General features: G+C 67.5%; 20 protein-coding genes and 1 pseudogene. 3 read left to right on the top strand and 18 right to left on the bottom strand.

Annotation, left to right across the window (positions count from 1 at the left end; all coding sequences use genetic code 11):
• Positions 1–44: 44 nt before the first annotated feature.
• Positions 45–2,246 (top strand): annotated as a pseudogene (locus ACJH6J_RS23490) (sulfatase-like hydrolase/transferase); the annotation flags it as partial.
• A 69-nt stretch (positions 2,247–2,315) separates the two neighbouring features.
• Here ACJH6J_RS23490 and ACJH6J_RS23495 read toward each other — a convergent pair.
• From ACJH6J_RS23495 to ACJH6J_RS23535, 9 genes are all read right to left on the bottom strand, one after another.
• Positions 2,316–3,098, bottom strand: coding sequence for a hypothetical protein (locus ACJH6J_RS23495; RefSeq protein ID WP_406804598.1), 783 nt, complete (start codon positions 3,096–3,098; stop codon positions 2,316–2,318).
• A gap of 219 nt (positions 3,099–3,317) precedes the next feature.
• Positions 3,318–4,370: an LLM class flavin-dependent oxidoreductase gene (locus tag ACJH6J_RS23500; RefSeq protein WP_406804599.1), complete on the bottom strand. Its 1,053-nt coding sequence runs from the start codon at positions 4,368–4,370 to the stop codon at positions 3,318–3,320.
• Positions 4,370–4,876 carry an SRPBCC family protein gene (locus ACJH6J_RS23505; RefSeq protein ID WP_406804600.1) on the bottom strand — a complete coding sequence of 169 codons (507 nt, stop codon included), beginning with the start codon at positions 4,874–4,876 and terminating at the stop codon, positions 4,370–4,372. Before ACJH6J_RS23505 ends, ACJH6J_RS23500 begins: the two co-directional genes overlap by 1 nt.
• Positions 4,877–4,880: 4 nt before the next feature.
• On the bottom strand, positions 4,881–5,477 hold the full coding sequence (locus tag ACJH6J_RS23510; protein ID WP_406804601.1) for a TetR/AcrR family transcriptional regulator: 597 nt from the start codon (positions 5,475–5,477) through the stop codon (positions 4,881–4,883).
• Positions 5,478–5,637: 160 nt separating this feature from the next.
• A complete protein-coding gene (locus ACJH6J_RS23515; protein ID WP_406804602.1) occupies positions 5,638–7,440 on the bottom strand; it encodes a fatty acyl-AMP ligase in 1,803 nt (600 codons plus the stop codon).
• Positions 7,441–7,501: 61 nt separating this feature from the next.
• Positions 7,502–8,626, bottom strand: a complete 1,125-nt coding sequence (locus ACJH6J_RS23520) for an LLM class flavin-dependent oxidoreductase (RefSeq protein WP_406804603.1) — start codon at positions 8,624–8,626, stop codon at positions 7,502–7,504.
• Between the two features lie 3 nt (positions 8,627–8,629).
• Complete coding sequence (locus tag ACJH6J_RS23525) at positions 8,630–10,018, bottom strand: NtaA/DmoA family FMN-dependent monooxygenase (RefSeq protein ID WP_406804604.1); 1,389 nt, start codon at positions 10,016–10,018, stop codon at positions 8,630–8,632.
• A complete protein-coding gene (locus tag ACJH6J_RS23530) occupies positions 10,015–11,193 on the bottom strand; it encodes an LLM class flavin-dependent oxidoreductase (RefSeq protein ID WP_406804605.1) in 1,179 nt (392 codons plus the stop codon). Before ACJH6J_RS23530 ends, ACJH6J_RS23525 begins: the two co-directional genes overlap by 4 nt.
• A 408-nt stretch (positions 11,194–11,601) precedes the next feature.
• Positions 11,602–13,362: an amidohydrolase family protein gene (locus tag ACJH6J_RS23535; RefSeq protein ID WP_406804606.1), complete on the bottom strand. Its 1,761-nt coding sequence runs from the start codon at positions 13,360–13,362 to the stop codon at positions 11,602–11,604.
• Between the two features lie 139 nt (positions 13,363–13,501).
• Here ACJH6J_RS23535 and ACJH6J_RS23540 point away from each other — a divergent pair, with 139 nt between their 5' ends.
• Positions 13,502–14,137, top strand: coding sequence for a TetR/AcrR family transcriptional regulator (locus tag ACJH6J_RS23540; RefSeq protein ID WP_064858160.1), 636 nt, complete (start codon positions 13,502–13,504; stop codon positions 14,135–14,137).
• 45 nt (positions 14,138–14,182) lie between these two features.
• Here the strand turns inward: ACJH6J_RS23540 and ACJH6J_RS23545 are convergent, their stop codons facing one another.
• The 4 genes from ACJH6J_RS23545 to ACJH6J_RS23560 form a co-directional block, all read right to left on the bottom strand.
• On the bottom strand, positions 14,183–15,040 hold the full coding sequence (locus ACJH6J_RS23545; protein ID WP_406774547.1) for an SDR family NAD(P)-dependent oxidoreductase: 858 nt from the start codon (positions 15,038–15,040) through the stop codon (positions 14,183–14,185).
• 63 nt (positions 15,041–15,103) lie between these two features.
• Positions 15,104–15,529 (bottom strand): hypothetical protein, encoded by a 426-nt coding sequence (locus ACJH6J_RS23550; protein ID WP_212811458.1) that lies wholly within the window; start codon positions 15,527–15,529, stop codon positions 15,104–15,106.
• 57 nt (positions 15,530–15,586) lie between these two features.
• Positions 15,587–15,937: a hypothetical protein gene (locus ACJH6J_RS23555; RefSeq protein WP_212811459.1), complete on the bottom strand. Its 351-nt coding sequence runs from the start codon at positions 15,935–15,937 to the stop codon at positions 15,587–15,589.
• 107 nt (positions 15,938–16,044) lie between these two features.
• Entirely contained in the window at positions 16,045–17,202 is a 1,158-nt protein-coding gene (locus ACJH6J_RS23560) for an acyl-CoA dehydrogenase family protein (protein WP_212811460.1), read from the bottom strand.
• A gap of 86 nt (positions 17,203–17,288) precedes the next feature.
• Between ACJH6J_RS23560 and ACJH6J_RS23565 the strand changes: the two genes are divergently transcribed.
• Positions 17,289–17,918, top strand: coding sequence for a TetR/AcrR family transcriptional regulator (locus ACJH6J_RS23565; protein ID WP_212811461.1), 630 nt, complete (start codon positions 17,289–17,291; stop codon positions 17,916–17,918).
• Between the two features lie 45 nt (positions 17,919–17,963).
• Here ACJH6J_RS23565 and ACJH6J_RS23570 read toward each other — a convergent pair whose 3' ends face one another.
• From ACJH6J_RS23570 to ACJH6J_RS23590, 5 genes are all read right to left on the bottom strand, one after another.
• Positions 17,964–18,353, bottom strand: a complete 390-nt coding sequence (locus tag ACJH6J_RS23570; protein WP_212811462.1) for a hypothetical protein — start codon at positions 18,351–18,353, stop codon at positions 17,964–17,966.
• Between the two features lie 69 nt (positions 18,354–18,422).
• A complete protein-coding gene (locus ACJH6J_RS23575) occupies positions 18,423–19,475 on the bottom strand; it encodes an alcohol dehydrogenase catalytic domain-containing protein (RefSeq protein WP_406804607.1) in 1,053 nt (350 codons plus the stop codon).
• On the bottom strand, positions 19,472–20,716 hold the full coding sequence (locus ACJH6J_RS23580) for an LLM class flavin-dependent oxidoreductase (protein ID WP_406804608.1): 1,245 nt from the start codon (positions 20,714–20,716) through the stop codon (positions 19,472–19,474). The genes ACJH6J_RS23575 and ACJH6J_RS23580 overlap by 4 nt, the downstream gene beginning before the upstream one ends.
• 171 nt (positions 20,717–20,887) lie before the next feature.
• Complete coding sequence (locus ACJH6J_RS23585) at positions 20,888–21,517, bottom strand: TetR/AcrR family transcriptional regulator (protein ID WP_053856342.1); 630 nt, start codon at positions 21,515–21,517, stop codon at positions 20,888–20,890.
• Between the two features lie 13 nt (positions 21,518–21,530).
• Positions 21,531–23,156 carry a PucR family transcriptional regulator gene (locus tag ACJH6J_RS23590; protein WP_406804609.1) on the bottom strand — a complete coding sequence of 542 codons (1,626 nt, stop codon included), beginning with the start codon at positions 23,154–23,156 and terminating at the stop codon, positions 21,531–21,533.
• Positions 23,157–23,178: the final 22 nt, after the last annotated feature.

Here is a 23,178-nt window from a genome sequence, read left to right on the forward strand (position 1 = left end):
CTCCGGGTCGTACTTGCTCGGCATGACATGCACCTTCCCAAGGAAGGAGGTGCGCATCAAACGCGGGATGGTTCATCATAGTCCTCATCGACGACGCGGGTCCGGGTCTGCCGTCCGCATTGGGCGGTGAGGTGACCACCTCGACCCTCGACCGCGTGTGCGCGGAAGGCGTCTCCTACAACAGGTTTCACACCACGGCCATGTGCTCGCCGACACGGGCGTCGCTGCTGACCGGCCGTAACCATCACGAGATCGGTAACGGGCAGATCGCCGAACTCGCCAACGACTGGGACGGGTACGCGGGCAAGATTCCGCGATCCAGCGCGACGGTCGCCGAGGTGCTCAAGCAATACGGCTACGCCACGTCGGCATTCGGCAAGTGGCACAACACGCCTGCCGAGGAGACCACCGCGGCGGGCCCGTTCGAAAACTGGCCCACCGGTTTGGGTTTCGAATACTTCTACGGCTTCCTCGCCGGCGAGGCGTCCCAGTACGAGCCCAACCTGGTCCGCAATACCACGGTGGTGGCGCCTCCGAAGACGGCCGAAGAGGGCTACCACCTGTCCGAGGATCTGGCCGACGACGCCATCTCGTGGCTGCGCCGGCACAAGGCCTTCAACGCCGACAAGCCGTTCTTCATGTACTGGGCCAGCGGCTGCCTGCACGGGCCGCACCACATCATGAAGGAATGGGCCGACAAGTACGCGGGTAAGTTCGACGACGGCTGGGATGCCTACCGGCAGCGGGTGTTCGAGCGCGCCAAGGACAAGGGCTGGATCCCCCAGGACTGTGAACTCACCGAACGCGATGAGACCCTGCCCGCATGGGACGACATCCCCGAGGACGAGAAGCCGTTCCAGCGGCGCCTGATGGAGGTCGCCGCCGGCTATGCCGAGCACGTCGACGTGCAGGTCGGCCGGATCACCGACGAACTCGACGCCCTCGGCTACGGCGACAACACGCTGCTCCTGTACATCTGGGGTGACAACGGCTCCTCTGGCGAAGGCCAGAACGGCACCATCTCGGAGTTGTTGGCGCAAAACGGAATTCCGACGACCGTCCGCCAGCACATCGACGCTCTCGAGGAGCTCGGCGGCCTGGATGTCCTGGGCTCTCCCCTGGTCGACAATCAGTACCACGCGGGTTGGGCCTGGGCAGGCAGCACGCCGTACAAGGGCATGAAGCTGTTGGCGTCGCATCTGGGCGGCACCCGGAATCCGCTGGCGGTGCGCTGGCCCGCGAAGATCGCGGCCGACACCGTGCCCCGGGAGAACTTCCTGCACTGCAACGACATCGTGCCGACGATCTACGAGCTGGTGGGCATCGAGCCGCCACGCTCGGTCTACGGGGAACCACAGATGCCGCTGGCCGGCGCCAGCTTCGCGCGAACGCTGGTGGACCGGAATGCGCCGGGCGGCAAGAAGACCCAGTATTTCGAGATCATGGGCAGCCGCGCGATCTATCACGACGGCTGGATCGCGTCGGCGCGTGGGCCGCGGTTGCCGTGGGTGCCGGGACAGCCGCCGGGCATCGCGACGTGGACACCCGATCTGGACGTCTGGGAGCTCTACAACCTGGACGAAGACTGGTCGCAGGCCAATGATCTCGTCGAGCAGCAGCCGGAGAAGCTCGCGCAAATGCGGGAGATGTTCGCGATCGAAGCGGCCCGCAACGCCGTGCTGCCCATCGGTGGCGGGCTGTGGGTTCCCGTCTACCACCCGGAATTGCGGATCGCACCGCCGTTCCGGGAATGGCAGTTCTCCGGCGACATGATCCGCATGCCCGAGTTCTGCGCCCCGGCTCTGGGCAACAAGAACAATGTGGTGACCATCGACGCCGAGGTCCCGGAGAACGCGTCCGGAGTGCTCTACGCACTGGGCAGCGGCGCAGGTGGCCTGACCTGCTACCTCGAGGACGGCCACATCCGCTATGAGTACAACCTGTTCATCCTGCAGCGCACCAAGATTCAGTCCGAGTCCGTCATCGCGCCCGGCCGTCACACCATCACGGTGACCACCCGGTACGCCGAGCCACGCCCCGGCGGTCCGCTGGACATCACCGTCGCCGTCGACGGTGAGACGGTGGCCACCGGACAGGTTCCGATCAGCGCGCCGCTGCTGTTCACCGCGAACGACTGCCTCGACATCGGCACCTGCCTGGGGTCGCCGGTATCGATGGACTACCGCGAACGCGCACCCTTCCCGTTCGAGGGTCACATCCACAACGTCCACGTCGCCTACACGTAAGCGGACGCCGCCCTGCCACGGCCCGGCACCATTGCCGACCGTGGCAGGACGCCCCCGAGTTGGGTCAGGTCACCACGTCACCGACGTCTCGACGTGGCCCATCTCCGACTTCTGCTTACCACTGGCGTCATGGCAGGACAGCACGACGTTGTAGGTGGAGAGAGTCGGTGCACCGCTGAAGTTCTCGGTGTGGTTCCCGTTGGCAGGGACGTTGAACTGGCGGGTGGTCTTGCGCGGCACCAACGGATTCACCGAGTTCGTGGTGGCGACATAGTTGCACGTGGCCGCGAGATTCGACGTGTTCGAGACATTGAAGGCAATGCTCGTCGCACCCGGAGCGCCGAACGACGCCTGAATCGCGTTGGTCACCTCAGGAATCGGCGCGCACTGTTGGCCGGCATGCACCGTCGGGGTCGGCGACCCGTCCGGGCATTTGATGTCCGCCAAGGGTGCTGCCTCACACTGTTGTCCTGCAGGCACCGTCTCAGTCTTCGATCCCGCCGGACATTTCACCGGCGCCTCCTGCGGCTTGGCGGGCGGGGTGTAGTTGTAGTCCGCCCACGGCCCGCACCAGTCGCCTTCGAAATCTTTCTTGCGGCAGCCCTGGACGCCGATCTTGAAAGCCTTGCCGCCGTTGTCATGTCCCCACCGTGCGGTGGCGCCGTTGATGCATTTGAATTCGTATTCGGACTGGATGCCGTTCCACATGATGTGTACCGCGTCGATGACGTAGTCACCGTGCACGCGAGCGCATCCGCCGATGATGCACGTGACGTGGACGTCGCTGTCCGGCGTACAGGTCGCGGTGAGCCCGTTCGACAACTGATCGGCGCTGGCCGATGGCGGCAGCATCAGACCGAACGTACACAGACACGCGACCAGAATCGGCGTGACGATGCGTCTCAGATTTCGCCTCCGACTGGGCATGACATCTCCTCGGGCGCTGGAACATGGCAGACAAATCGCGGTGCGCTGGCCAGCTCGAACCACGGTTCGACGCTACGTCCGCGTCACGGCCCGGCAAATAAGGGAACTCCCTATGATGTGCCTGCCGCCGTCAGGCCTGCCGGATCACCGCTCGATCGAATGCACCATGTCGATGGCAGCACCGAGCGTGGTGAAGCGTTCCTCGAGAGTGTCGCCCGCAGGGTAAATCCGGACGGTGTCGACGCCGGCATCGCACCACACCTGAAGGCGATCGCGCACCATGTCCGCGGTGCCGATCAACGTGGTGGCCAGGATCATTTCGTCGGTGATCAGTGCCGCCGCACCATCACGGTCACCGGATTGCCAGCGTTCCCGGACCGCCGCCGCGACCTCGGCCCAGCCCTGCCGGCTGTACGCCTGGTTGTAGAAATTGGTCGAGGTCGAACCCATCCCACCGAGGCTGAACGCCAGCTCGGACTTCCGGGCGTCGATCAGTGTGTTGAGATGAGCCTCGTCGCGGGCGAACGACACCTCGGCGCCCTGGCAGATGTCGAGATCGGCACGCGCACGGCCCGAGCGCCCGAGACCGTCGTCGAGGTGGGCGAAGTAGGCGTCGTCGGCACCTTCGGGGACGAAGCTGGTGCCGAGCCAGCCGTCGGCGACCTCGCCGGTGAGCCGCAGCATGGCGGGTGTGAGACTCGCTATGTAGAGCGGGATTTCGTGCTCCGCCCGCATCGACAGGCGCATCGGCTTCACGTCACCGCCCGGCAGCGGAATCTGGAACTGGCTGCCGCTGAACGTGACCCGCTCGCCCCCGATCGCTTGCCGGATGATGTCGATGGTCTCCCGCATCCGGCCCAGCGGCTTGGCGAACGGTACGCCGTGCAGTCCCTCGATGACCTGGGGTCCCGATGCGCCGAGGCCCAGCAGGAAGCGCCCGCCCGACAGATTCGACAGCGTGATCGCGGCCTGGGCGATGGCCACCGGCGTCCGGGTGCCGAGCTGAATGATGCCCGAGCCCAACAACATCCGTTCCGTGCACGCGGCGTAGTACCCGAGTGCCGACGGCGCGTCGGATCCCCACGCCTCGGCGACCCAACAGATGTCCAGGCCCAACTTCTCGGCCTCGGAGACGAAAAGCCTTTGATAATTCCAGTTTCCGAGGCTCGCAGCCTCGACCGTCGTCGCTGCGCGCATCAGCTCTCGGCCCGCTGCTTGATGTACGCCAGTGCGCACTGCATCCCGGACTCGAATTCGCGGAGCCGGTTGAAGACGATCTTCTGCTCCTTGTCGGGCATCCGGGCGATCGCCAGTGACAACCCCGACGGTGCGGGGCCCATCTGGGCCCATTCCGCCAACCGGGTCCCGGTGCCCTCGGGGTGCAGGCTCAGGCGCCACGTTGCGGTCGGGTTGCCGGCATCGCCGATGGCCCAGGCCATCACATGTTGTGGTTCATACTCGACGATCTCGCACTCCGTCGACCACTCCCCGAGCGCGGGATGGCTGTTGTGGCCGACGAAACGGGCTCCCACACGCGGTGCGTCACAGTCCCCGAGCCATTCGACCCGCTGCAGCTCGGGGCTGCACTCGGGCATCACCGTGATGTCCGACGCCACTTCCCAGACCCGTGCCACGGGCGCGTCGATCCACGTCGACACCTCGACGGTCGGGGCGTCGGCATACACCGCACCGGTCCATTCCATGGTCTCAACTTCCCTTCGGGGTAGGTGCGCCTGCGGCAAAGAGCGTCCGGGCTGCCAGCAGCAACTTCAGTTCGGCGTTGACATCATCGAGCGGCTGCAGGCTCGATGTGGCCCGGCACATGGTGATGGCACCTTCGATGGCACCGAGCGACATGGTGGCCAGTCGGCGGGCAACCGCGGTGCCGACGCCGTCGGCCACCAGACAGTCGGTGACCAGCTGGTGCCAGGTGCGGAAGATCTGATTGGCGTGCTGCGCCAGCGCCGAACCCGGTGCCGCGCTGACGGCGATGGACACCACCGGGCAGCCGACCGCAAAGTTGTTCTGGCGCAGCAGCTTCCGCCAGAATCCGGTCATGGCATCGACGACGGCCGCCGGTCCGTCCGGTGCCGCCCTGGAGATCAGCCGAGAGATGGCATCACCGCTGAGCTGCGCGGCCTCGTCGATGATCTGAGCGCGCCCGCCGGGAAAGTGATGGTAGATGGAGCCTCGCGGCGCGCCGCTGCGGCTCAGCACATCGTCGAGCGTGACACCGTCGACGCCCCGCTCACGCAGCAGTTCGACGGCGGCGAACACCATCGACTGGCGAGTGTCGGGCGGCATGGGGCGACTCCTGACGGGCGGATCGATTGACCCGAATTATGATCGTGTTCATATCGAGGAGTCAAGAACCGCCCATATCCGACGAGCACGAGCTGCATGGGCGTGGGTCAACGCACTCGAATATGATCTGATTCATAACCGACCGCGTGGCGCCCGGTGCTTACAGCGAACCGTCCAGATAGGCGGCTCTGCAGGCGCGGCGCGCCAGCTTCCCGCTGGTGGTGCGCGGGATGCCGCCGGCGGGCAGCAACCGGACCTCGGCGACGGTCACGCCATGACGCTCCGAAACGAGCGCATGGACCGACTCGATCGCGGGCCGGGGATCGTGGCGCGCCGTGCCCGAGGCACGTTCGGCGATGATCACGAGCTGTTCGCCATCCTCGCCCGGCACGGTGAAAGCCGTCACGTAGCCGCGCCGCACCAGTGGTGACGCGTCGGCGGCCGTCGTCTCGATGTGCTGCGGATAGTGGTTCTGCCCACTGATCGTGATGACGTCGGCGAGACGACCCGTGACGTACAACTCACCGTCGAGGTAGAAACCCAGATCACCTGTCCGCAACCAGGATCCGTCGACATCGGCGCCGTCGGCGTGACTGTTCAGCGGCAAGGTGCCGCGCAGCCGAGCGTGGAAAACCTCTCGGGTCTCCTCCGGCCGGCCCCAATAGCCACGGCCGATGTTGTTGCCCTGCAACCAGATCTCGCCGACGCGACCGTCGGGCTGTTCGGTTCCGGTGACCGGGTCCACCAGCACCACCCAGAGACTGCTCGCCGGCTGCCCGCACGCCACCTGCGCGACCGCGCCCGGTGCGTCCTCGGCCACCGGCACCGCCACACCGGACGCCAGCTGCGCGCGGTCGAAGTACCGCACCGTCGCCTCCGCATCGGGCGCGATGTTGGACACGAAAAGTGTTGCCTCGGCGATGCCATAGGACGGCTTGATCGCCGTCTTCGGCAGTCCATACGATTCGAAGACCGCGTTGAAGCTCTTGATGGCGTCCATGCTGACGGGCTCCGAGCCCACGATCATCACCACGTTCGCCAGGTCGATGTCGTCACCCGGGCTCGGCGCACCACGATGCGCCGCCCATTCGTAAGCGAAATTCGGTGCCGCCGTGACCACTCGGCCGACCTTCGAGCCGTCCGACAACGCCTGGATCCACCGCAACGGCCGGCGGACGAACGCCGTCGGCGACATCAATGTCGAGTGCCCGCCGTACACGGTGGGAAAGCCGATCATCGACAGACCCATGTCGTGGTACAGCGGCAGCCAGCTGACGCCGTGGGTGTTGCGATCCAGCATGTCGATGGACAGGATCATCTGAATCAGGTTGGTGCCCACCGCTTTATGGGTGATCTCCACTCCGACGGGCGGGCGGGTCGCCCCCGAGGTGTACTGCAGGTGCGAGACGTCGTCGATCTCGAGGTGGACGGGTTCGAACGAAACACCCTCGTTGTCCGGCACCTCGTCGATGGCGACGACTGCCGGCGTGCCCAGGTCCGGATGCGCGGCCAGGAATTCGGTGACGGCCGGCCGCGCCGCCGTCGTTGTCACGATCGCTGCCGGTCGCGCATCGTGGAGTGCGGTGTCCAACCGCTCGGCATGCCCCGGCAATTCGGGCGCGAACAGCGGTACCGCAATGGCGCCGGCCTTGATCGCCGCGAAGAACCCGGCGACATAGTCGAGGCCCTGCGGCGCCATGATGGCAACGCGGTCACCGCGCTCGGTGACGGACTGCAGCCGGGCCGCGATGGCCGCCAGTCGCACCCCGAGTTGGGCCCAGGTCACTTCGTAAGTCCGCGATTCGGTGCCGGAGTAGTCGAGGTAGCGGTATGCCACCATGTCGGGGAGATGCGCGATGTTCCCATCGATCAGGGCGATCAGCGTCGCGCCGGGCGGCAGCGTCACCGCCCCCGATTCGTCGACGCAGTCCTCGATCTGGAAAAGGCCGCTGCCCGGTGTCATGGGTCCAGCCTATGCGCACCCTTGAAAGGGGCTGCGCCGCTACACATCTATCTGTAGTTGTTCACCGCCGCGACCACTCGTCGGCCAACAACTCGTAGGAACGCACCCGGTCCCGGTGGTCGTGGGTGATGGTGGTGATGATCAATTCGTCGGCCCCGGTGGCGTCGCGCAGCCGTTCCAGCTTGTCGGCGACCTGTGCGGCGGTCCCGACGAACTGGGTGTCCACCCGGTCCGCGACGAGCTCACGATCGGCAGCCGTCCAGGTGTGCGTCCGCGCTTCGGCCGGGGTCGGAAACGGGATGGCGCCTTCGGCGGTGCGGATGCTGCGCACCCACAGGCCGTATCCGGTGGCGAGTTCGCGGGCCGTGGCCTCGTCGTCGGCGACGACGACATCCGCCGACACCGCGACATAAGGCTCGTCGAGTTCGGTCGATGGACGGAACGCAGCCCGGTACGCATCGGTCGCCTCGAGAACCGACGATGGTGCGACGTGGTAGTTGCTGGCGAACCGCAGTCCTCTGGTGCCGGCGACCTCGGCGCTCTCACCGCCGCTGCTGCCCAGGATCCAGATCTGGAGGTCGGCGCCTTCCCCGGGCACGACCTGCGCCGCCAAGCCGTCGGCGTCGCGGTAGACGCCGGCGATCAACGCCAGGATGTCGCTGATCTGGTCGCTGTAGTCCTGCGATTGCGCGCCGGGCAGCTGCAGGAGTGCCCGTTGGAGGGCGAACCGCGGTGACTGCAGCAGCGGCCGCGGATCGAACTTCGGTTGAATCAGCAACCCGCGCGCGCCGTTGCGGACACCCGGAGCGCCCACCGAGGCACCCACCGGGACTTTGGGTTCCCGCGGCTTCCCACCGGAGCGCCCCAGGCCGAGGTCGAACCGGCCCGGGTGCAGGGCGTCGAGCAGGCCGAACTCCTCGACAGTCGCCACCGCGGTCCGGTGGCCCATCTGCACCGCCCCCGAGCCCAGTCGGATCGTGGAGGTCTCCGCCGCGGTCAGCGCGAGCAGCACAGCCGGCGAGGTGCCGGCGATACCCGGATTGAGATGGTGTTCGGCAAACCAGTAACGCGCGTAGCCCAGGGCCTCCGCGCGCTTGGCGAGGCCGATGCTGTTGCGTAGCGCCTGCGGCGCAGTCGAACCCGACGAGATCGGCACCAGATCGAGCACGGTCAGTGGAGTCGCCATGACCTACGACGCCACTTCTGCAGAGACGTTGGTGCGCACCGCCGGCCGCGGCAGCGGCGCCAGTCCCAGATGGTCGCGCAGTGTGGTGCCCGAGTAGTCGGTGCGGTACGTGCCGCGCTCCTGCAGCAGTGGCACCACCCGGTCGACGAACGGGTCGAGGCCGCCGGGCGTGATGTGCGGGACGAGGATGAATCCGTCGCTGGCATCGGCCTGGACGTATCGGTCGATCGTCGCCGCGATGGTGTGGGGCGATCCGATGAACGATTGCCGCCCGGTGACTTCGACGATCAGCTCGCGCGTGGTGAGGTTCTGCGCCTCGGCCTTGGCCCGCCACTCGGCGGCGATCGCGAGCGGGTCCCGGAACATGCGCACGCTGGCCCGGCCGCGCGCGATGGTGTTCTCCCCCACGACCGGATCCACCGCCGGCAACGGCCCGTCCGGGTCATGGTCGGACAGGTCGCGGTTCCAGAGCTGTTCGAGGAACTTGATCGCGGTCTGCCCGGACACCTGGGCGAGCCGGACCTCGTGCGCCAGGTCGGCCGCCTCGTCATCGGTGTCACCGATCACGAACGTCGCGGCCGGGAGGATGAGCAACTCGTCATGGCGCCGGCCGTAACGTGCCAACCTGCCCTTGACGTCGGTATAGAACGCCTGCCCGGCCTCCAGCGTGCTGTGCCGCGAGAAGATGGCGTCGGCCGCCGATGCCGCGAACTCGCGGCCCTCGTCCGAGTCGCCCGCCTGGAAGATCACCGGGCGCCCCTGCGGGCTGCGTGGCACGTTGAACCGGCCGTGGATGTCGAAGTGGCTGTCCGTGTGCGCGAACGCGCCGGCATCGGGTTCGGACAGGAACACGCCGCTCGTCTTGTCCGCCACGATTTCGTCGCCGCGCCACGAGTCGAACAGCTCCAGCGCCGTCTGCAGGAATGTCTTGGCCCGTTCGTAGCGCTGGTCCTCCGCCAGGAACCCGCCACGGCGAAAGTTCTCGCCCGTGAACGCATCCCACGAGGTGACGACGTTCCAGGCCGCACGGCCGTCAGAGAGATGATCCAGCGAGGCGAACTGCCGGGCCACCTCATAGGGTTCGTTGAACGTCGAATTGATGGTGCCCGTCAACCCGATTCGCTCGGTCACCGCGGCCAGCGCGGCCAGCACGGTGAAGGTGTCCGGACGCCCGACGACGTCGAGGTCGTAGATCTGGCCGTTCTGTTCGCGCAGGCGCAAGCCCTCGGCCAGGAACAGGAAATCGAATTTCCCGCGCTCGGCCGTCCGCGCGAAGTGCTCGAACGAGCTGAACTCGATGTGGCTGCCCGCCGCCGGGTCACTCCACACCGTGGTGTTGTTGACGCCCGGAAAGTGCGCAGCGAGGTGAATCTGCTTGACTGGCTTGCTCATTGGCTGCTCCTTGCGTAACGGTTGGTCGGGCGCGGCAGCCCGAGCAGGCCACGCAACGTGTTCGCTTCGTATGCGTCGCGGAAGAGTCCGCGGCGCCGCAATTCGGGCACCAGTTGTTCGGTGATCTGGACCAGGTCGTGCAGCAGAGCCGCCGGCCGCAGCCGAAATCCCGTCAGCCCGGCGCCGTGCCACTCCGTCAGCAGGTCGGCCAACTGCGCGGCGGTTCCGGCGAACACTGTTGCATCGCTGCGATATTCGGCACCGGCGACGTCATCGAGCCGGCGCCGGCGGGCCTGCGCCGCCGGCGCACTGTCATCGAGAAACACCACCACATCGCCGAAGATGTGGATCGTCTCGGAACCGCGGCCGGCGTCGTGTTGCAGCCCACGGATTTCCTCGACGACAGCTACGGCCTGTGCGGCATCGCCGGGAGTGACGAACCCGACGTCCGCGCTGCCGGCGATCAGTTCGTGGCCGGCGCGGCCGTGGCCCAATGCCGCGACGATCGGCTGCCCCTGCGGTGGGCGCGGCGTGATGGACGGACCCTTGACCGAGAACCAGCGGCCACTGAAGTCGATGTAGTGCAGCTTGTCCCGGTCGATGAAGCGGCCGGTGGCTGCATCGCGGATCTCGGCGTCGTCCTCCCAGCTGTCCCACAGCCGGCGCAGCACCTCGACGTAGTCGGCGGTCTCGGCGAAATACTCGTCGGCCCGCGACCGGGACGCAGCCTCACGTCGCCCGAAGTGCGCGGCGACATCCGGGCGGCCGGCGATCTGGACGCGCACACCGGCCCGGCCGGCACTCACGTAATCGAGCGTCGCGATGGACTTCGACACATGGAACGGCTCGGTATGGGTGACGACGGCTGTGGGCACCAGCCCGATCCGCTGGGTACGCGGCGCGACCCGCGCCGCGATCAACACCGCGTCCAACCGGCCACGGACCCGATCGACGCGCTGGTCGGGCACGAAGGGATCGTCGGACTGGATTGCCAACGAGTCCTCGACGGTCACGAAGTCCAGCGCACCGCGTTCGGCCTCGATGACCAGGTCGGTCCAATACCCGGCGCCGAAGAGATCGGCGGGTCGCGCGTCGGGTTCACGCCACGCGGCCGGGTGCCAGCCGGCGCCGTCCAGCGCCACGGCCAGATGGATTCGGCTCGACGAATGAGGCATCGCAACCTGCCTTCCTGACGGGGTACGACCACTCTGCCGAGCCGCGCGCAGATCGCGGCGGTTGCGGCAGTGTCCGCGCCCGGGCAGGGAATAGTCAGCCGAGCGGTCGGCACATCCGGTAGACGGACGCTCAGCCGTCGCACCGGCCGGCCGGAGATCAGGCCGGCGGGATCGTCGATGCCCGCCGGAGCGGCCCGAGGCGGGTGCGCTGCGGCATCAAAATGGCTTTATGCCAACGTCTTTGACGACGTGCGGCAGTCGACGGCGTCCGCACGTAGCGCGCCTCGCGGCGAGTGCCGGGGGCCCGGGACAGATCACTGGGATGCGAGTTTGCGCGCGGGGCCTGCCGCGTCTGCACGACCCCAGAGGTACCGCGATGCTCCTGAAATCATCAGGATTCCAAACCGGCTAGCGGATGCCGCGGACCAGCCGGCCCGGCCGCGCGCCGGTATCGATGCCGTGCCGGCGGGTGACGGTGCCGCTGACGATCGTCGCGTCGTACCCACTTGCGCCCTGCACCAAGCGTTTTCCACCGGCGGGAAGATCGTGCACCATCTTCGGCGCGTGCAGCGTCAGCGCGTCCAGATCGATGACGTTGACGTCTGCCTTCTTGCCGACGGCGATGACGCCGCGGTCCGACATCCCGTACAGCTGGGCGGTGTCATGCGACTGCTTGCGGATGACGTACTCCAGCGGCAGCTTCTCACCGCGATGGCGGTCCCGGGCCCAATGCGTCAGCAGAAACGTCGGGTACGACGCGTCGCAGATCATGCTGCAGTGCGCGCCGCCGTCCGACAGCCCGAGCACCCCGGCCGGATGCGTGAGCATCTCGCGGATGGCGTCATGGTTGCCGTCCGAGTAGTTGAACATCGGGTACATCAGCATGGCGCCGGCGTCGGCTTCCAGCATCAGGTCGTACATCGCGGCCAGCGGGTCCACGCCGCGGCGCTCCGCGATCGCCGCCACGGTGCGCTCGACCGTCGGCTCGTAATCCGGCGGTTCGCCGATGTGGTACAGGCGATTTGCCGCATTCTGCGCCAGCATGAACATGCCGTCGAACAACTTGGTGGGGTCGATCGGCAGGTCATCCTCGGCCAGGATCGCGGCCCGCACCGCGGGCTCGGCCAGCTTCTCGGCCAGCTCCTCGCGCGTGCATTCGGCGACCAGCCGACGGTAGGTCGGCCGGTGGGTGAAGGCGTGATGGCCGGGGAAGCCCAGCAGCATGCCGAACGGGCGCGCCGCCACTTGCGGGAACAGCCTGCTGCCCGCCTGGTGCGCGGCAGCCGACAGGTCGAGTTGTTCACGCCACAGATTGGGGTCGGCGTCGACTTGGATGAGCGCGAAACTCAGGGCGCAGTCGATCTCCTCGCCGAGCCGGCGCATCCAGTCGAGTTCCTTGCGCGGCGCGATGATGTCCTCGCCGGCCGCGCCCTGCGGGGCCAGCTCGAAGACCGCCGCGCCACCGGCCGCGGTGGCCCGGCCCAGCGCGAACAACTCATCTTCGGCGGCGAACGTGCCGGGCACCGGTTCGCCGTCCATGGCGCGGTGTGCCAGTGTCCGCGACGACGAAAAGCCCAGGGCGCCGGCCTCTATCGCCTCCTGGACCAGTTTCGCCATGGCTTTGATGTCGTCGGCGTTGGCCGGTTCGTTGCGGGCGCCGCGCTCTCCCATGGCGTATGCGCGGACCGCGCCGTGCGCGATCTGGGTGCCCATGTCGACGGCAAGTTCACGCTGCCCGATGACGTCGAGGTACTCGCCGAAGCTCTCCCAGCCCCATGTGATGCCCTCGGTCAGGGCGGTGCCCGGGATGTCCTCGACGCCCTCCATGAGGGCGATCAACCACTCCTCCTGGCCCGGGCGCACCGGCGCGAAGCCGACGCCGCAGTTGCCCGCGACGACCGTTGTCACGCCGTGGTTGCTCGAGGGCTCCAGCACGCTGTCCCAGCTCACCTGGCCGTCGTAGTGGGTGTGGATGTCCACGAACCCGGGAGCGACGATCTTGCCGCCGGCATCGATCGTCTGGGCCGAATCACCCGACAGCACAGGGTCGTTCGGGCCGCGGCGGTGCACTTCGACGATCTTGCCGTCCTTGATCGCGACATCGGCGGTGAACCGGTCGGCCCCCGTGCCGTCGACGACAGTGCCACCGGTGATCTTCAGATCGAACACATCTGCTCCCTCGTTGCTGCCCCCGAACGTCCGTCAGCGGCAGTACTGTAACAGTGTTACACCGTGATGGGCCGCAGATCCAGAGGCAGGACGCGGCCCTGGTGTGATTAGGTGTTCGGCGAGGCTGAAGGAGGTGGTCATGGCTGAGGCAACCCAGCGCGGGTCGGAGGGTCCGTCGAAAACTGTTGACGCTCAACTCATCCTGGATACCGCCGCGGCGCTTCTGGAGCGCGACGGTGTCGAGGGCTTCTCCATGCGCAGCCTGTCCGAGCATCTCGGTGTCGCCGTCACGTCCATCTACTGGCACGTCGGGGGCCGGGACAAGCTTTTCGACCACCTGATCGACCGGCTGATCGAGGTGATGGCGAGCCTGCCGGCCACCGGTGACACCCCGGAAGAACGCATCGTCTCGCTGGCCCGCGCACAGCGCATCGCGCTCATCGAACGCCAGCATCTGATGGCCATCGCACACGAACGCGACCGGACACCGTCGCTGTTCCAGTCGGTGCAGCAGACCCTCGCCGCCGAACTCGCCGCGCTGGGGATCACCGGCAATCAGGCGGCCCTGGCCTTGCGCTCCATCGAGGTGCACGTGATTTCGTCTGCGCTGATGCAGTTTTCGGCGATTCGCAGTGGCGAGCACGAGGAAGAGGACGCCTCGCTGTGGGGCGACGACTGGCCGGATCAGCAGCTGGTCGACGCCCTTCGCTCCCCCACCGACTACGACGCGGTGTTCGAGTACGGACTGGCCGCGCTCCTCGCCTCACTGGTGTGATTTGTGCACGAAAATCCGCGGTGAGCGCGGAAAATCGTGCACAAATCACTTGGTGGCGAACCGGCGGGTGCGCAGCTTCGGGATCGCCTGCTCACTGAGGACCCGGGCGCGTTCGGCCATGGCGCCGGCGACGGCGTCGGGGTGGGTGGTCAGATAGAAGCCGCCGGCCGCCGACTGGTCGAAGATGGCCGCGGCCGCGGTGAGCGGGTCCATGGCGGAGAGCTGGTGCATCGCCGCGCGCTCGGACTCTGAGGCGTCGGCGGCGTCCCCGCTTCCGCTGTCGACACCGCCGGCCGCCGTGAAGATGTTGGATTGCACCGGTCCGGGCAGCACCGCCTGCACGGTTACGTGGTCGTCGTGCCCGGCGAGCTCGACCTCGACGCGCAGGCACTCGGTGAGTGCGAGCACGGCGTGCTTGCTGACGATGTACGGCGCCTGCAGCTGCACCGTCGACACGCCACCGACGGACGACATGTTCCACACCCATGCCGGTTCGTCCGACGCCAGCATGGCGGGCAGGAAGGCCCGCACGCCGTGGAAGACGCCGCTGACATTGATGTCCATGACGCGCTCCCAATTGGCGACCGGCGTGTCCCACAGGTAGCCGAACTGCTCGATGCCGGCGTTGTTCACCAGCAGCCGCACCGGCCCGATCTCGCGGTTGACCCGGTCGGCCAGGGCCTGCACGGCCTGCGCATCGCGGACATCGCACACCGCGTCGACAGCGGTTGCACCGGCAGCGGACAGTTCATCGCGCAGCGCGGCGATCGCGGCGGCGTCGACGTCGGCGAGCACCGTCGTCATCCCGAGCCCGGCGGCGTACCTGGCCAGTCCGGCCCCGATGCCCGAGCCGGCACCCGTGATGACCGCGATCCCACCACCGAACAGTTCCTGTGCACCCATGGCCGAAGTAAATCGCAGGGCGCGGGCCCGGACGGCCCGAACGTCCGATCAGTGGAATGCCGGTCAGGCCGGCTGGACCTCGACCTCGGCTCTCGGCGCCGCGCGCAGCACACACCGCGCATAGCCGATCCAGCTCACCACGCAGGCCACGAAGCCGATGACGATCATCGGCGTGACCGCCTGACCGAGAACCACTGCGACGGAATCACTTCCGGCCAGCCGCCGGTCGACCGCGCCGCCCGTCATCAACGGCAGCAGACTGACCACGAAGCAGGCGATGGCCGCGGCCAGCGCGGTGCCGAACATGGCGCGCACCGCGGCGACGATCATCGTGCCGGCCGCGAGCAGGATCAGCACCGCGAAGGGCAGCGGCCGCAACGCGGCGCCCAGGTTCCCGGTGATGTCCCAGATTCCCCAACCGCTCATGGAACCGTGCCCATGGTCGTTGTGGGCGGTGTACCACGGCAGCACGGCAGCGACGACGATCATCGCGAAGGCGATGACCCCGATCGCCCAGCGCGTCAGTACGTTCTCGATCTCGACTCCTCAGACCCCCGTGAACGTCGGCTGCATCAGCGTCAAGATGGCCATGGCCAAGCTGATGAGCAGACACAGACTCAATACGATCATCGCACCCACCAGCAGCCAGCGGCCCATCCGGCGGCGAATGCGCGTCAATTTCGCGATGCGACGGTCCGCGACGTAACTGATGGCGACCATGGCGAACGCCACGTCGATGTGTTCGTCGCCGACGGTCGCCGCGCCCGCCGCGATCTCCTGCAGGCGCCCGGGCTCGATCTGCACTCCCGCGACGGCGAAGCGCCGACTGAGCCGGCGCGCCTGACCCCGCGTGAGCGGATGGTCGCACACGTGCACGTGGTGTCGTGGGGCTGCCACTTTGCGTCGTTCCCTCGATTCGGGCACCTCGACAGGCCCGAAAATGCAGAAGGCGCCCGGGAATCAAGTTACTCCGACGGGCGCCTTCGCACACTGCGACAGCGCTTTTAGAGCCCCATGTCCTTCGCGATGATCATCTTCATGACCTCACTGGTACCGCCGTAGATGCGGCCGACGCGGTTGTCGGCGTACAGCCGGGCGATCGGGTACTCGTTGATGTAGCCATAGCCGCCGTGCAGCTGCAGGCAGCGGTCGATCACGCGCGCGGCCGCATCGGTGCAGAACAGTTTGGCCTTGGCGGCGTCGGCAGCGGACAGCTCGTCTAGGTCGTGCGCTTCCATGGCCCGGTCGACGACGGCTTCCATCGCGTCGACGTCGGCCTGGCAGGCGGCGAGCTCGAACTTGGTGTTCTGGAATGAGGCCACCGGCTTGCCGAACACCGTGCGGTCCTTGGTGTACTGCACGGCGAACCGGACCGCGGCCTTGGCCTGCGCGTAGGCGCTGACGGCGATGCCCAGCCGCTCGCGCGGCAGGTTCTGGCCGAGGTAGTTGAAGCCCTGGTCGGGCTCGCCGAGGATGTCCTCGACCGGGACCTTGACGTCGGTGAAGTTGAGCTCGGCGGTGTCCGAGCAGCGCAGGCCCAGCTTGTCGAGCTTGCGGCCGACCGAGTAACCCTCCAGCTTGGTGTCGACCACCAGCAGCGAGATGCCGAAGCGGCGGTCGTCTTCCTTGGGGGCCGACGTGCGCGCGCAGACGATCACGCGGTCGGCGTGCACACCGCCGGTGATGAAGGTCTTGGAGCCGTTGAGGACGTAGTGTGTGCCGTCCTCGGAAAGCTTTGCGGTGGTGCGCATTCCGGCCAGATCGGAACCGGTGCCCGGCTCGGTCATCGCGATGGCGAACATGATCTCGCCGCTGAGCATGCCGGGGAACCAGCGCTTCTTCTGCTCTTCGTTGCCGATGTCGCGGATGTAGGGCAGACACAGGCCGACGTGCACGCTGGAGCCGCCGAAGGAGACCGCGGCGCGGGCCAGCTCCTCGGTGAGGATCGCCTGGAACTTGTAGGAGGTCAGACCCTCGCCGCCGTACTCCTCCGGGATTTCCGCGCCGAAGATGCCGAGTTCGCCGAGCTTGTAGTAGAACTCGCGCGGCACCAGGCCCTTCTCGAACCACTCGTCGTAGACCGGACTCACCTCGGCCTCGACGAAGGCCCGGATCATGGCCCGGTAATCCTCGTGCTCTTCGCTGTAGACCTCGCGTTTCACAGACAACTCCTCAAAAGTGGTGAACAGTGTTAGCTTGTTGCCGTCACCATAAGCTAACAATGTTCGCTAATTCAAGGGAGAAGCAGATGGGCAGGCCCCGCGTACCGCTGCTCAACCGCGAACTCATCCGTGACACCGCATTGGACTTGATCGATCGCGACGGCCTCGCCGAATTGTCGATGCGCAAGCTGGCCGCCGAACTCGGCGTCCAGGCGTCGTCGCTGTACAAGCACTACCCCACCAAGGACGACGTGCTCGACGCCGTCGCGAGTCGGGTCGCCGGGGAAATCGACACCTCCGGGTTCGACCGCGGCGATGACTGGCAGGACGCGCTGGCGGCGTGGGCCCGCTCCCACCGCGCCGCGCTGGCCGCCCACCCGAATCTCGTGCCCTACCTGGCGACCGGGCCGGGCCGTCGCGATGTCAGCCTCCGGATCGCCGACGCCGTCCACGGCGGCCTGGTCGGCGCCGGCTGGCCACCGCGGGAAGCGACCTTGATCGGTGCCGCCACCCGGTCGCTGGTGCTCGGATCGACCGTCGGCTCCTTCTCACGTGGATTCACCGACGACGTGCAGGTCTACCGCGACCGCTACCCGCACATGGGCCAGGCACATCTGCTGCGTGGCAAGGCCGACCAGATCGACACGGCCGGTTTCGAGCTGGCCCTGACTGCGTTCATCGACGGATTGGCCATCCGCTTCAACGCCCTACCGTGATTTGTGCACGATTTTCCGCGGCCGGCGCGGAAAATCGTGCACAAATCACCTGTCTTGCGGGGGTTTGGGTCCGCCGCCGAAGGGGTTCAGCCGCGACACCCCCGGGATGTTCGACAGCAGCCGGAACACCTCGTTGCCGGTGTTCACCAGGGCTTCGAGTTGCGGCAGCAGGGCGTCGAGCGTCCGGAACATGGGATCGGCCATGGCCATGACCCGCTCGGTACGGTCGATCGTCGCGTTGAGCCGCTCGGTGGCCACCGCCAGGTTCTCGATGAGATCGGGCACCTGGGCGGCGAGCTGGACGGAGGCCGGCGGGATGCGCATGGCACCGCTGGCGACCGCCTGCGTCATCTCGACGGCGGACTGGGCGGCATCGACCGCGGACTGAGCCGCAGCCTTCAGGTCGCTGGGCTTCGGAATCATTTGACCGGCCATACAGTTAACTGTGCCGCACCCGGGCCCGCCTGTCCCGTGATCGACACGGCTACACGTCGGTAACGCTGCTCACGACCAAGACGGCAGTACCAGGATCTTGACGTGCTCGTCCGGATTCCGCAGCGCGGTGAACGCGTCCGCAATGCCGTCGAGCCCGGTGCGTCCGGTGATCAGTGCCTCGGCGTCGATCTCCCCCGCGGCCAGCCGGCCCAGCACCTTTTCGTAGGCCTGCTCGTACGGGCCGTGCCCGAAGTTGATCGCGATCTGTCGCATCTGCGCGACCACCGGGATGATCGTCTCCTCCGCGAACGGGGATGCCACCACCTGGATGCGCGAACCCCACGGCAGCGTGTGGGTCAGGGTGTTGAGCGTGCCGACCCGGCCGCTGCACTCATAGGCGATCAGCAGGCCACCGCCGGTCTTGCCGCTACCCAGCAACTCGTTGTAGACGTCGATCGGGTCCTGCTCAGTGGGGTCGACGACGATGTCGGCGCCCATCTTCGCGGCGAGCTCGCGCCGCTTCGGCGACGGCTCGGAGGCGATGACGAGGTGCGCGCCTGCGGCTTTCGCGGCGAGGATCGTGCCCAGACCGATCGAGCCGCAGCCGATCACCAGCGCGGTGTCCGCGGGCGTCAGCCCCGACTGCTGCATGTGCATCTCGCCGACGTGCAGCGGTTCGGCCAGGGACGCGTGTTCGAGCGAGAGGCCGTCGGGCACGTGCCGTACCCACAAGGCGTCGACGACGATGTACTCGCCGAACGCCCCGTGGTAGTCGTTCGAGTAGCCGATGATCGTCGGCATCCCGTTCTGCTCGGTGGTGATGCCGAGGCCCGTGACGCGGTCGTCGACCTGGAAATCCTCGACGCCTTCGCCGGTTTCGACGACGACGCCCGCCCATTCATGCCCCAGCACCACCGGACGGGTGGCGTCGAAGACGGCGAACGGGAAGCCCGCCCCGGCGGCGACGGACACGAACCGGCACGGGTCCTTGGACATGCTCAGGTCGCTGCCGCAGATGCCGCACGCGGCCACCTTGATGCGCACCTGGCCCGGACCGGTGGCCGGCGGCTCCGGCACGTCCGTCACGGTGAACTGGCCGTCGATGAACTGTGCTGCCCTCATGCGTGTGCTCCTGCGGTGTTGAGTTCGTTGGCGGGCGCCGGGGTGGCGGGCAGATCGGTCGGCTGCCCGTAGTAGTCGGTGTAGGCCTTGGTGATCGCGCCCACGAGGTTGCCGATGAGCACCTCTGAGTTGTCCTGCGCGAACTGCAGACTGGCCTGACGGCCGGCGTTGCGGCGGCGGAAGTGCGGGATGACCTCCGAGGCGAACAGCTCGTAGCTGCGCTTGGTGTTCTCCCAGTCGGCCAGGTCGACGTGCATGATCAGCAGGGTGCCGAAGCCGCCGGTCTTCTCGATCAGACGATCGATCTGCGCGATGGCGTCCTCGGGCGTGCCGATGATCGCCTGACCGAACTCGCCGAGCGATTCGCCCCGCCAGTAGTCGATGATGCCGGCCGGGGTCTGCGCCCAATCCGGGTTGATGTTCTGCTGCCGGTTGACGTATTCGGCGATGGCGTGAATCCGGCGGCTGACGGCGCGCTCGGCTTCCTCGCGCGTCTCGGCGATGAACATCGGATTGACCAGACGCCACGTCGACCGGTCGGCGACGTGGCCGTTCTCGGCCGAAACCTGTTCGTACACACCCCAGTTGCGGTCAAGCGACTCGTAGCCGGCCGGCGAGCTCGCGGCCAGCGACAGCAGCGACAGTCCGTGCTTGCCGGCCAGTACCGAGCCGTTGGGTGAGATGGTCGAGGCGGTGGCCACCTCGATGCCGGCCGGGTTGTAGGTGGGCAGCTGGGCGCGGGCGTCGCGCAGGGTGAACCAGTCGGTCTCCATGTTGACCACCTCACCGCGCAGCAGACGCAGCACGGCTTCCAGCGCCTCGCCCTGCATGCGGCGCTGGTTGGTGGTGGTGATGCCCATCATGTGCGCGTCGAGCGGGATCTTGCCCGGGCCGGTTCCGACGATCAGCCGGCCGCGGGTCTGCAGGTCCAGCTGTGTGATGCGGTCCGCGGTGATCAGCGGGTGGTGGTACGGCAGCGACATCACACCGGTGCCGAAGCGGATGCGCTCGGTGCGCTCGGCCGCGGCGGCGATGAAAACGTCAGGCGCCGGGACGATCTCGGCGCCGGTGGAGTGGTGCTCCCCCATCCAGGCCTCTTCGAAACCGAGGTGGTCCAGATGCGTCATGAGGTCGATGTCGCGGCGCAACTGCAACGCCGGGTCGGCATCGAGCGGATGGTACGGGGCGAGGAACGCCCCGAACTTCATGGACATCGGGCTCCACTGGGCAACGCTGCTCACGGTGGTCTCCTGATTCTCGGTGAGGGCTGTCTCGGCTTGCCCGGCCGACTGTAATCCGATCACTCGATTGGATCAAGTGATCCAAAAATATCGGCGTGCTCGCCAGCCACGAGTGCGACGAAAATGCACGCAGATTGCGGCGTGTTGCCGTACAGACACGGCCGCTCGCGGTTAAGAATTCAGGAGGCGTTCGGTGCCGCCGACGACGAACGTCACGAGGTCTTCGTAGAACGCCTCCAGGGCCGGGGCCGAAAGCTTGGCGCGGTCCCATTCGTCGGCGCGGCTCAGGCCCTGCACGAAGCCCATGATCGACACCGCCCAGCGGGCCTCGAGCCGGGCCTCGTCGGCGTTCGGGAAGGCCCGCCGCACCTGCGCCAGCAGGGCGACGCGCAGCTTGGGCTCGATGTTCTCGTCGGCGGGGCCGGCCTGGGTGATCTGGGCCATGATCTTGATCCAGCGCATACCGCGGGTGCGCTGGCGCCGCAGCAGATCGAGATAGGGCGCGGTGACGGCGCGGACCAAGGCGTCGGGCGACGGCGCGGCCGAATCCGCCGCCAGCACATCGACATTCGCCTGGATGGCCGAGCCCACCGCGGCGCCGAGATCGAGCACCACCGCGCGCAGCAGCTCGTCCTTGGAACCGAAGTGGTAGTGCACCGAGGCGGCGCCGAGGCCCGCCGCCGCATTGACCGAGCGCACCGAGACGGCGTCCACGCCCTGCTCGGCGAAGAGCTTCTCGGCCGTCTTCACCAACTTGGCGCGGGTGGCATTGCCCTGACGGTTCTGCGATGTGCCCGACACGGTCAGAAGCATGTCACAGCGGTGCGCCGCCGCCACCGAAAGCGTTGCGTGTCTCCAGGATCAGCAACGCCACGTGCAGGGAAGTCGCCGACTCACCGTCGGCGAGGTCGACGCCGAGGATCTGCTCGATGCGGCTGAGCTTCGCATAGAGCGACGGGCGGCTCAGATGCAGCCGCGACGCGAGCGCCGACTTGTTGCCGCCGAGTTCGAGATAGCCGCGCAAGACGTCGAGCAGGCCCTCACCCGTCTCCATGTCGTGCAGGATCAGCGCGCGCAGCTCCCCCTCGGCGAATCGCTGCACCCGCGGGTCGGTCCGCAGCATCGACAGCAGCCCGCGCAGCCTGATGTCGGCGACCCGGAAGCAGACCCGTTGCGACGCGGGCAGCGACAGCGCCGCCTCGGCGACATGGGCGGCATCGGTGATGCGGTGAATCGCGTCGATCAGGCCCGCCGCCGGCGAACCGATGCCCAGTACCAGGCCGTGAGCGTCGACGGCACGTTCGGCGTCGCGTCGCAGTGCCCGGCCCAGTGGCTCCAGCGCGCCACCTGCGCGCGCGTTGAGCGACAGGACCATGGCGATCTCGCCCGGACCGCGTAGCGAGAACAATCCGGTGTGCCCCAACGCCTTCACCGACCGGGTGACCACGTCGAGCAGGCGTGCGCTGCGGCGTTGTTCGGACACCGGGTCGGTGTCGGAACCATCCTGCGCGGCCCAGCTTGCGATCCGCAGCGTTGCGGGCAGGTACTGCGCCGCCGGACGCAGGCCCAGCGCGAAGGCGCGCGCTGTCGCCTCATCCTCGAACCGGATACGTTCGCGCGCAACGTCTTCCAGCAGACCGGCCTGCGCCTGATGTTCGATGTCGGTGCGGCCACGCTCGGCCATCCGGTGCAGCACCAGGGCCTGCGACGCCCGCTCCAGCACCATCGTGAACCTGCCCGCCACGTCATCCGAGGGGCTCAGCGCGATCAGGCGGCCCCACGCATCCTCGCCGCGTCCCACCTCGCTGATCACCCAGTCGTCGGTCCGTTCGGCCCCGGTCTCGTGCTGACGGGACCGACGTTGCCAGTCCCGCAACACCTCTGAGGTCGGGCGCCCGGCCGTCGCCACCGCGATCGCCTGGTGGGTGAGGTCCTCGAGGACGACGGGCGCGCCGAGCAGATTCGCCGCCGCCTCGGCGATCCCGGCGGGCGTCGCCCGGCGCATGCTCAGGTCGGTGAACACCTCGTGCGTCTGCCGCGCGAAATCGACCTCCTGGTACTGGTCGGCGACGATCACGCGGTGCACCTGTTCGGTCACCTCGACGAACTTGATCACCCGGCGCACCGCCACCAGGGCCAGCCCGAGTTCTTCCGCGATCGCGCCGACGTTGACGGGCAGCGGCACGGCGCCGGCGCCCAATTCGACGATGACGCCGACGGCCTGCGCGGCGGCAACCGACCGCAGGTAGTCCAGCGGCGCGGCCCGCAGCGCGGCACCGGTCGTCAGCACCAGCTCACCGCCCTGCAGGACTTCCGAGAGGTCCGGGACGTCGCTGACGTGGACCCAGCGGATCGGGCGATCGAATCCGGTCGCGCAGAGAATCTCGGGTTCGCCCTGCTGGATGACCGGCAGGGCGACGATCTCGGCGACGGTCGGCATTTACAAAGTGTAAATCCACATC

Origin of the sequence: Mycobacterium sp. SMC-18 (genome assembly GCF_045310895.1) — a bacterium.
In the GTDB taxonomy this organism is placed as follows: domain Bacteria; phylum Actinomycetota; class Actinomycetes; order Mycobacteriales; family Mycobacteriaceae; genus Mycobacterium.

Excerpts from the sequence above, each read along its gene's own strand:
- ACJH6J_RS23570 (WP_212811462.1), bottom strand. The coding sequence starts at position 18,353 with ATGGCCGGTCAAATGATTCCGAAGCCCAGCGACCTGAAGGCTGCGGCT.
- ACJH6J_RS23540 (WP_064858160.1), top strand. The coding sequence starts at position 13,502 with ATGGCTGAGGCAACCCAGCGCGGGTCGGAGGGTCCGTCGAAAACTGTT.
- ACJH6J_RS23575 (WP_406804607.1), bottom strand. The coding sequence starts at position 19,475 with ATGAGGGCAGCACAGTTCATCGACGGCCAGTTCACCGTGACGGACGTG.
- ACJH6J_RS23510 (WP_406804601.1), bottom strand. The coding sequence starts at position 5,477 with ATGCCGCCCGACACTCGCCAGTCGATGGTGTTCGCCGCCGTCGAACTG.
- ACJH6J_RS23565 (WP_212811461.1), top strand. The coding sequence starts at position 17,289 with ATGGGCAGGCCCCGCGTACCGCTGCTCAACCGCGAACTCATCCGTGAC.
- ACJH6J_RS23505 (WP_406804600.1), bottom strand. The coding sequence starts at position 4,876 with ATGGAATGGACCGGTGCGGTGTATGCCGACGCCCCGACCGTCGAGGTG.
- ACJH6J_RS23590 (WP_406804609.1), bottom strand. The coding sequence starts at position 23,156 with ATGCCGACCGTCGCCGAGATCGTCGCCCTGCCGGTCATCCAGCAGGGC.
- ACJH6J_RS23550 (WP_212811458.1), bottom strand. The coding sequence starts at position 15,529 with ATGATCGTCGTCGCTGCCGTGCTGCCGTGGTACACCGCCCACAACGAC.
- ACJH6J_RS23545 (WP_406774547.1), bottom strand. The coding sequence starts at position 15,040 with ATGGGTGCACAGGAACTGTTCGGTGGTGGGATCGCGGTCATCACGGGT.
- ACJH6J_RS23515 (WP_406804602.1), bottom strand. The coding sequence starts at position 7,440 with ATGACACCGGGCAGCGGCCTTTTCCAGATCGAGGACTGCGTCGACGAA.
- ACJH6J_RS23495 (WP_406804598.1), bottom strand. The coding sequence starts at position 3,098 with ATGCTGCCGCCATCGGCCAGCGCCGATCAGTTGTCGAACGGGCTCACC.
- ACJH6J_RS23530 (WP_406804605.1), bottom strand. The coding sequence starts at position 11,193 with ATGCCTCATTCGTCGAGCCGAATCCATCTGGCCGTGGCGCTGGACGGC.
- ACJH6J_RS23525 (WP_406804604.1), bottom strand. The coding sequence starts at position 10,018 with ATGAGCAAGCCAGTCAAGCAGATTCACCTCGCTGCGCACTTTCCGGGC.
- ACJH6J_RS23500 (WP_406804599.1), bottom strand. The coding sequence starts at position 4,370 with ATGCGCGCAGCGACGACGGTCGAGGCTGCGAGCCTCGGAAACTGGAAT.
- ACJH6J_RS23520 (WP_406804603.1), bottom strand. The coding sequence starts at position 8,626 with ATGGCGACTCCACTGACCGTGCTCGATCTGGTGCCGATCTCGTCGGGT.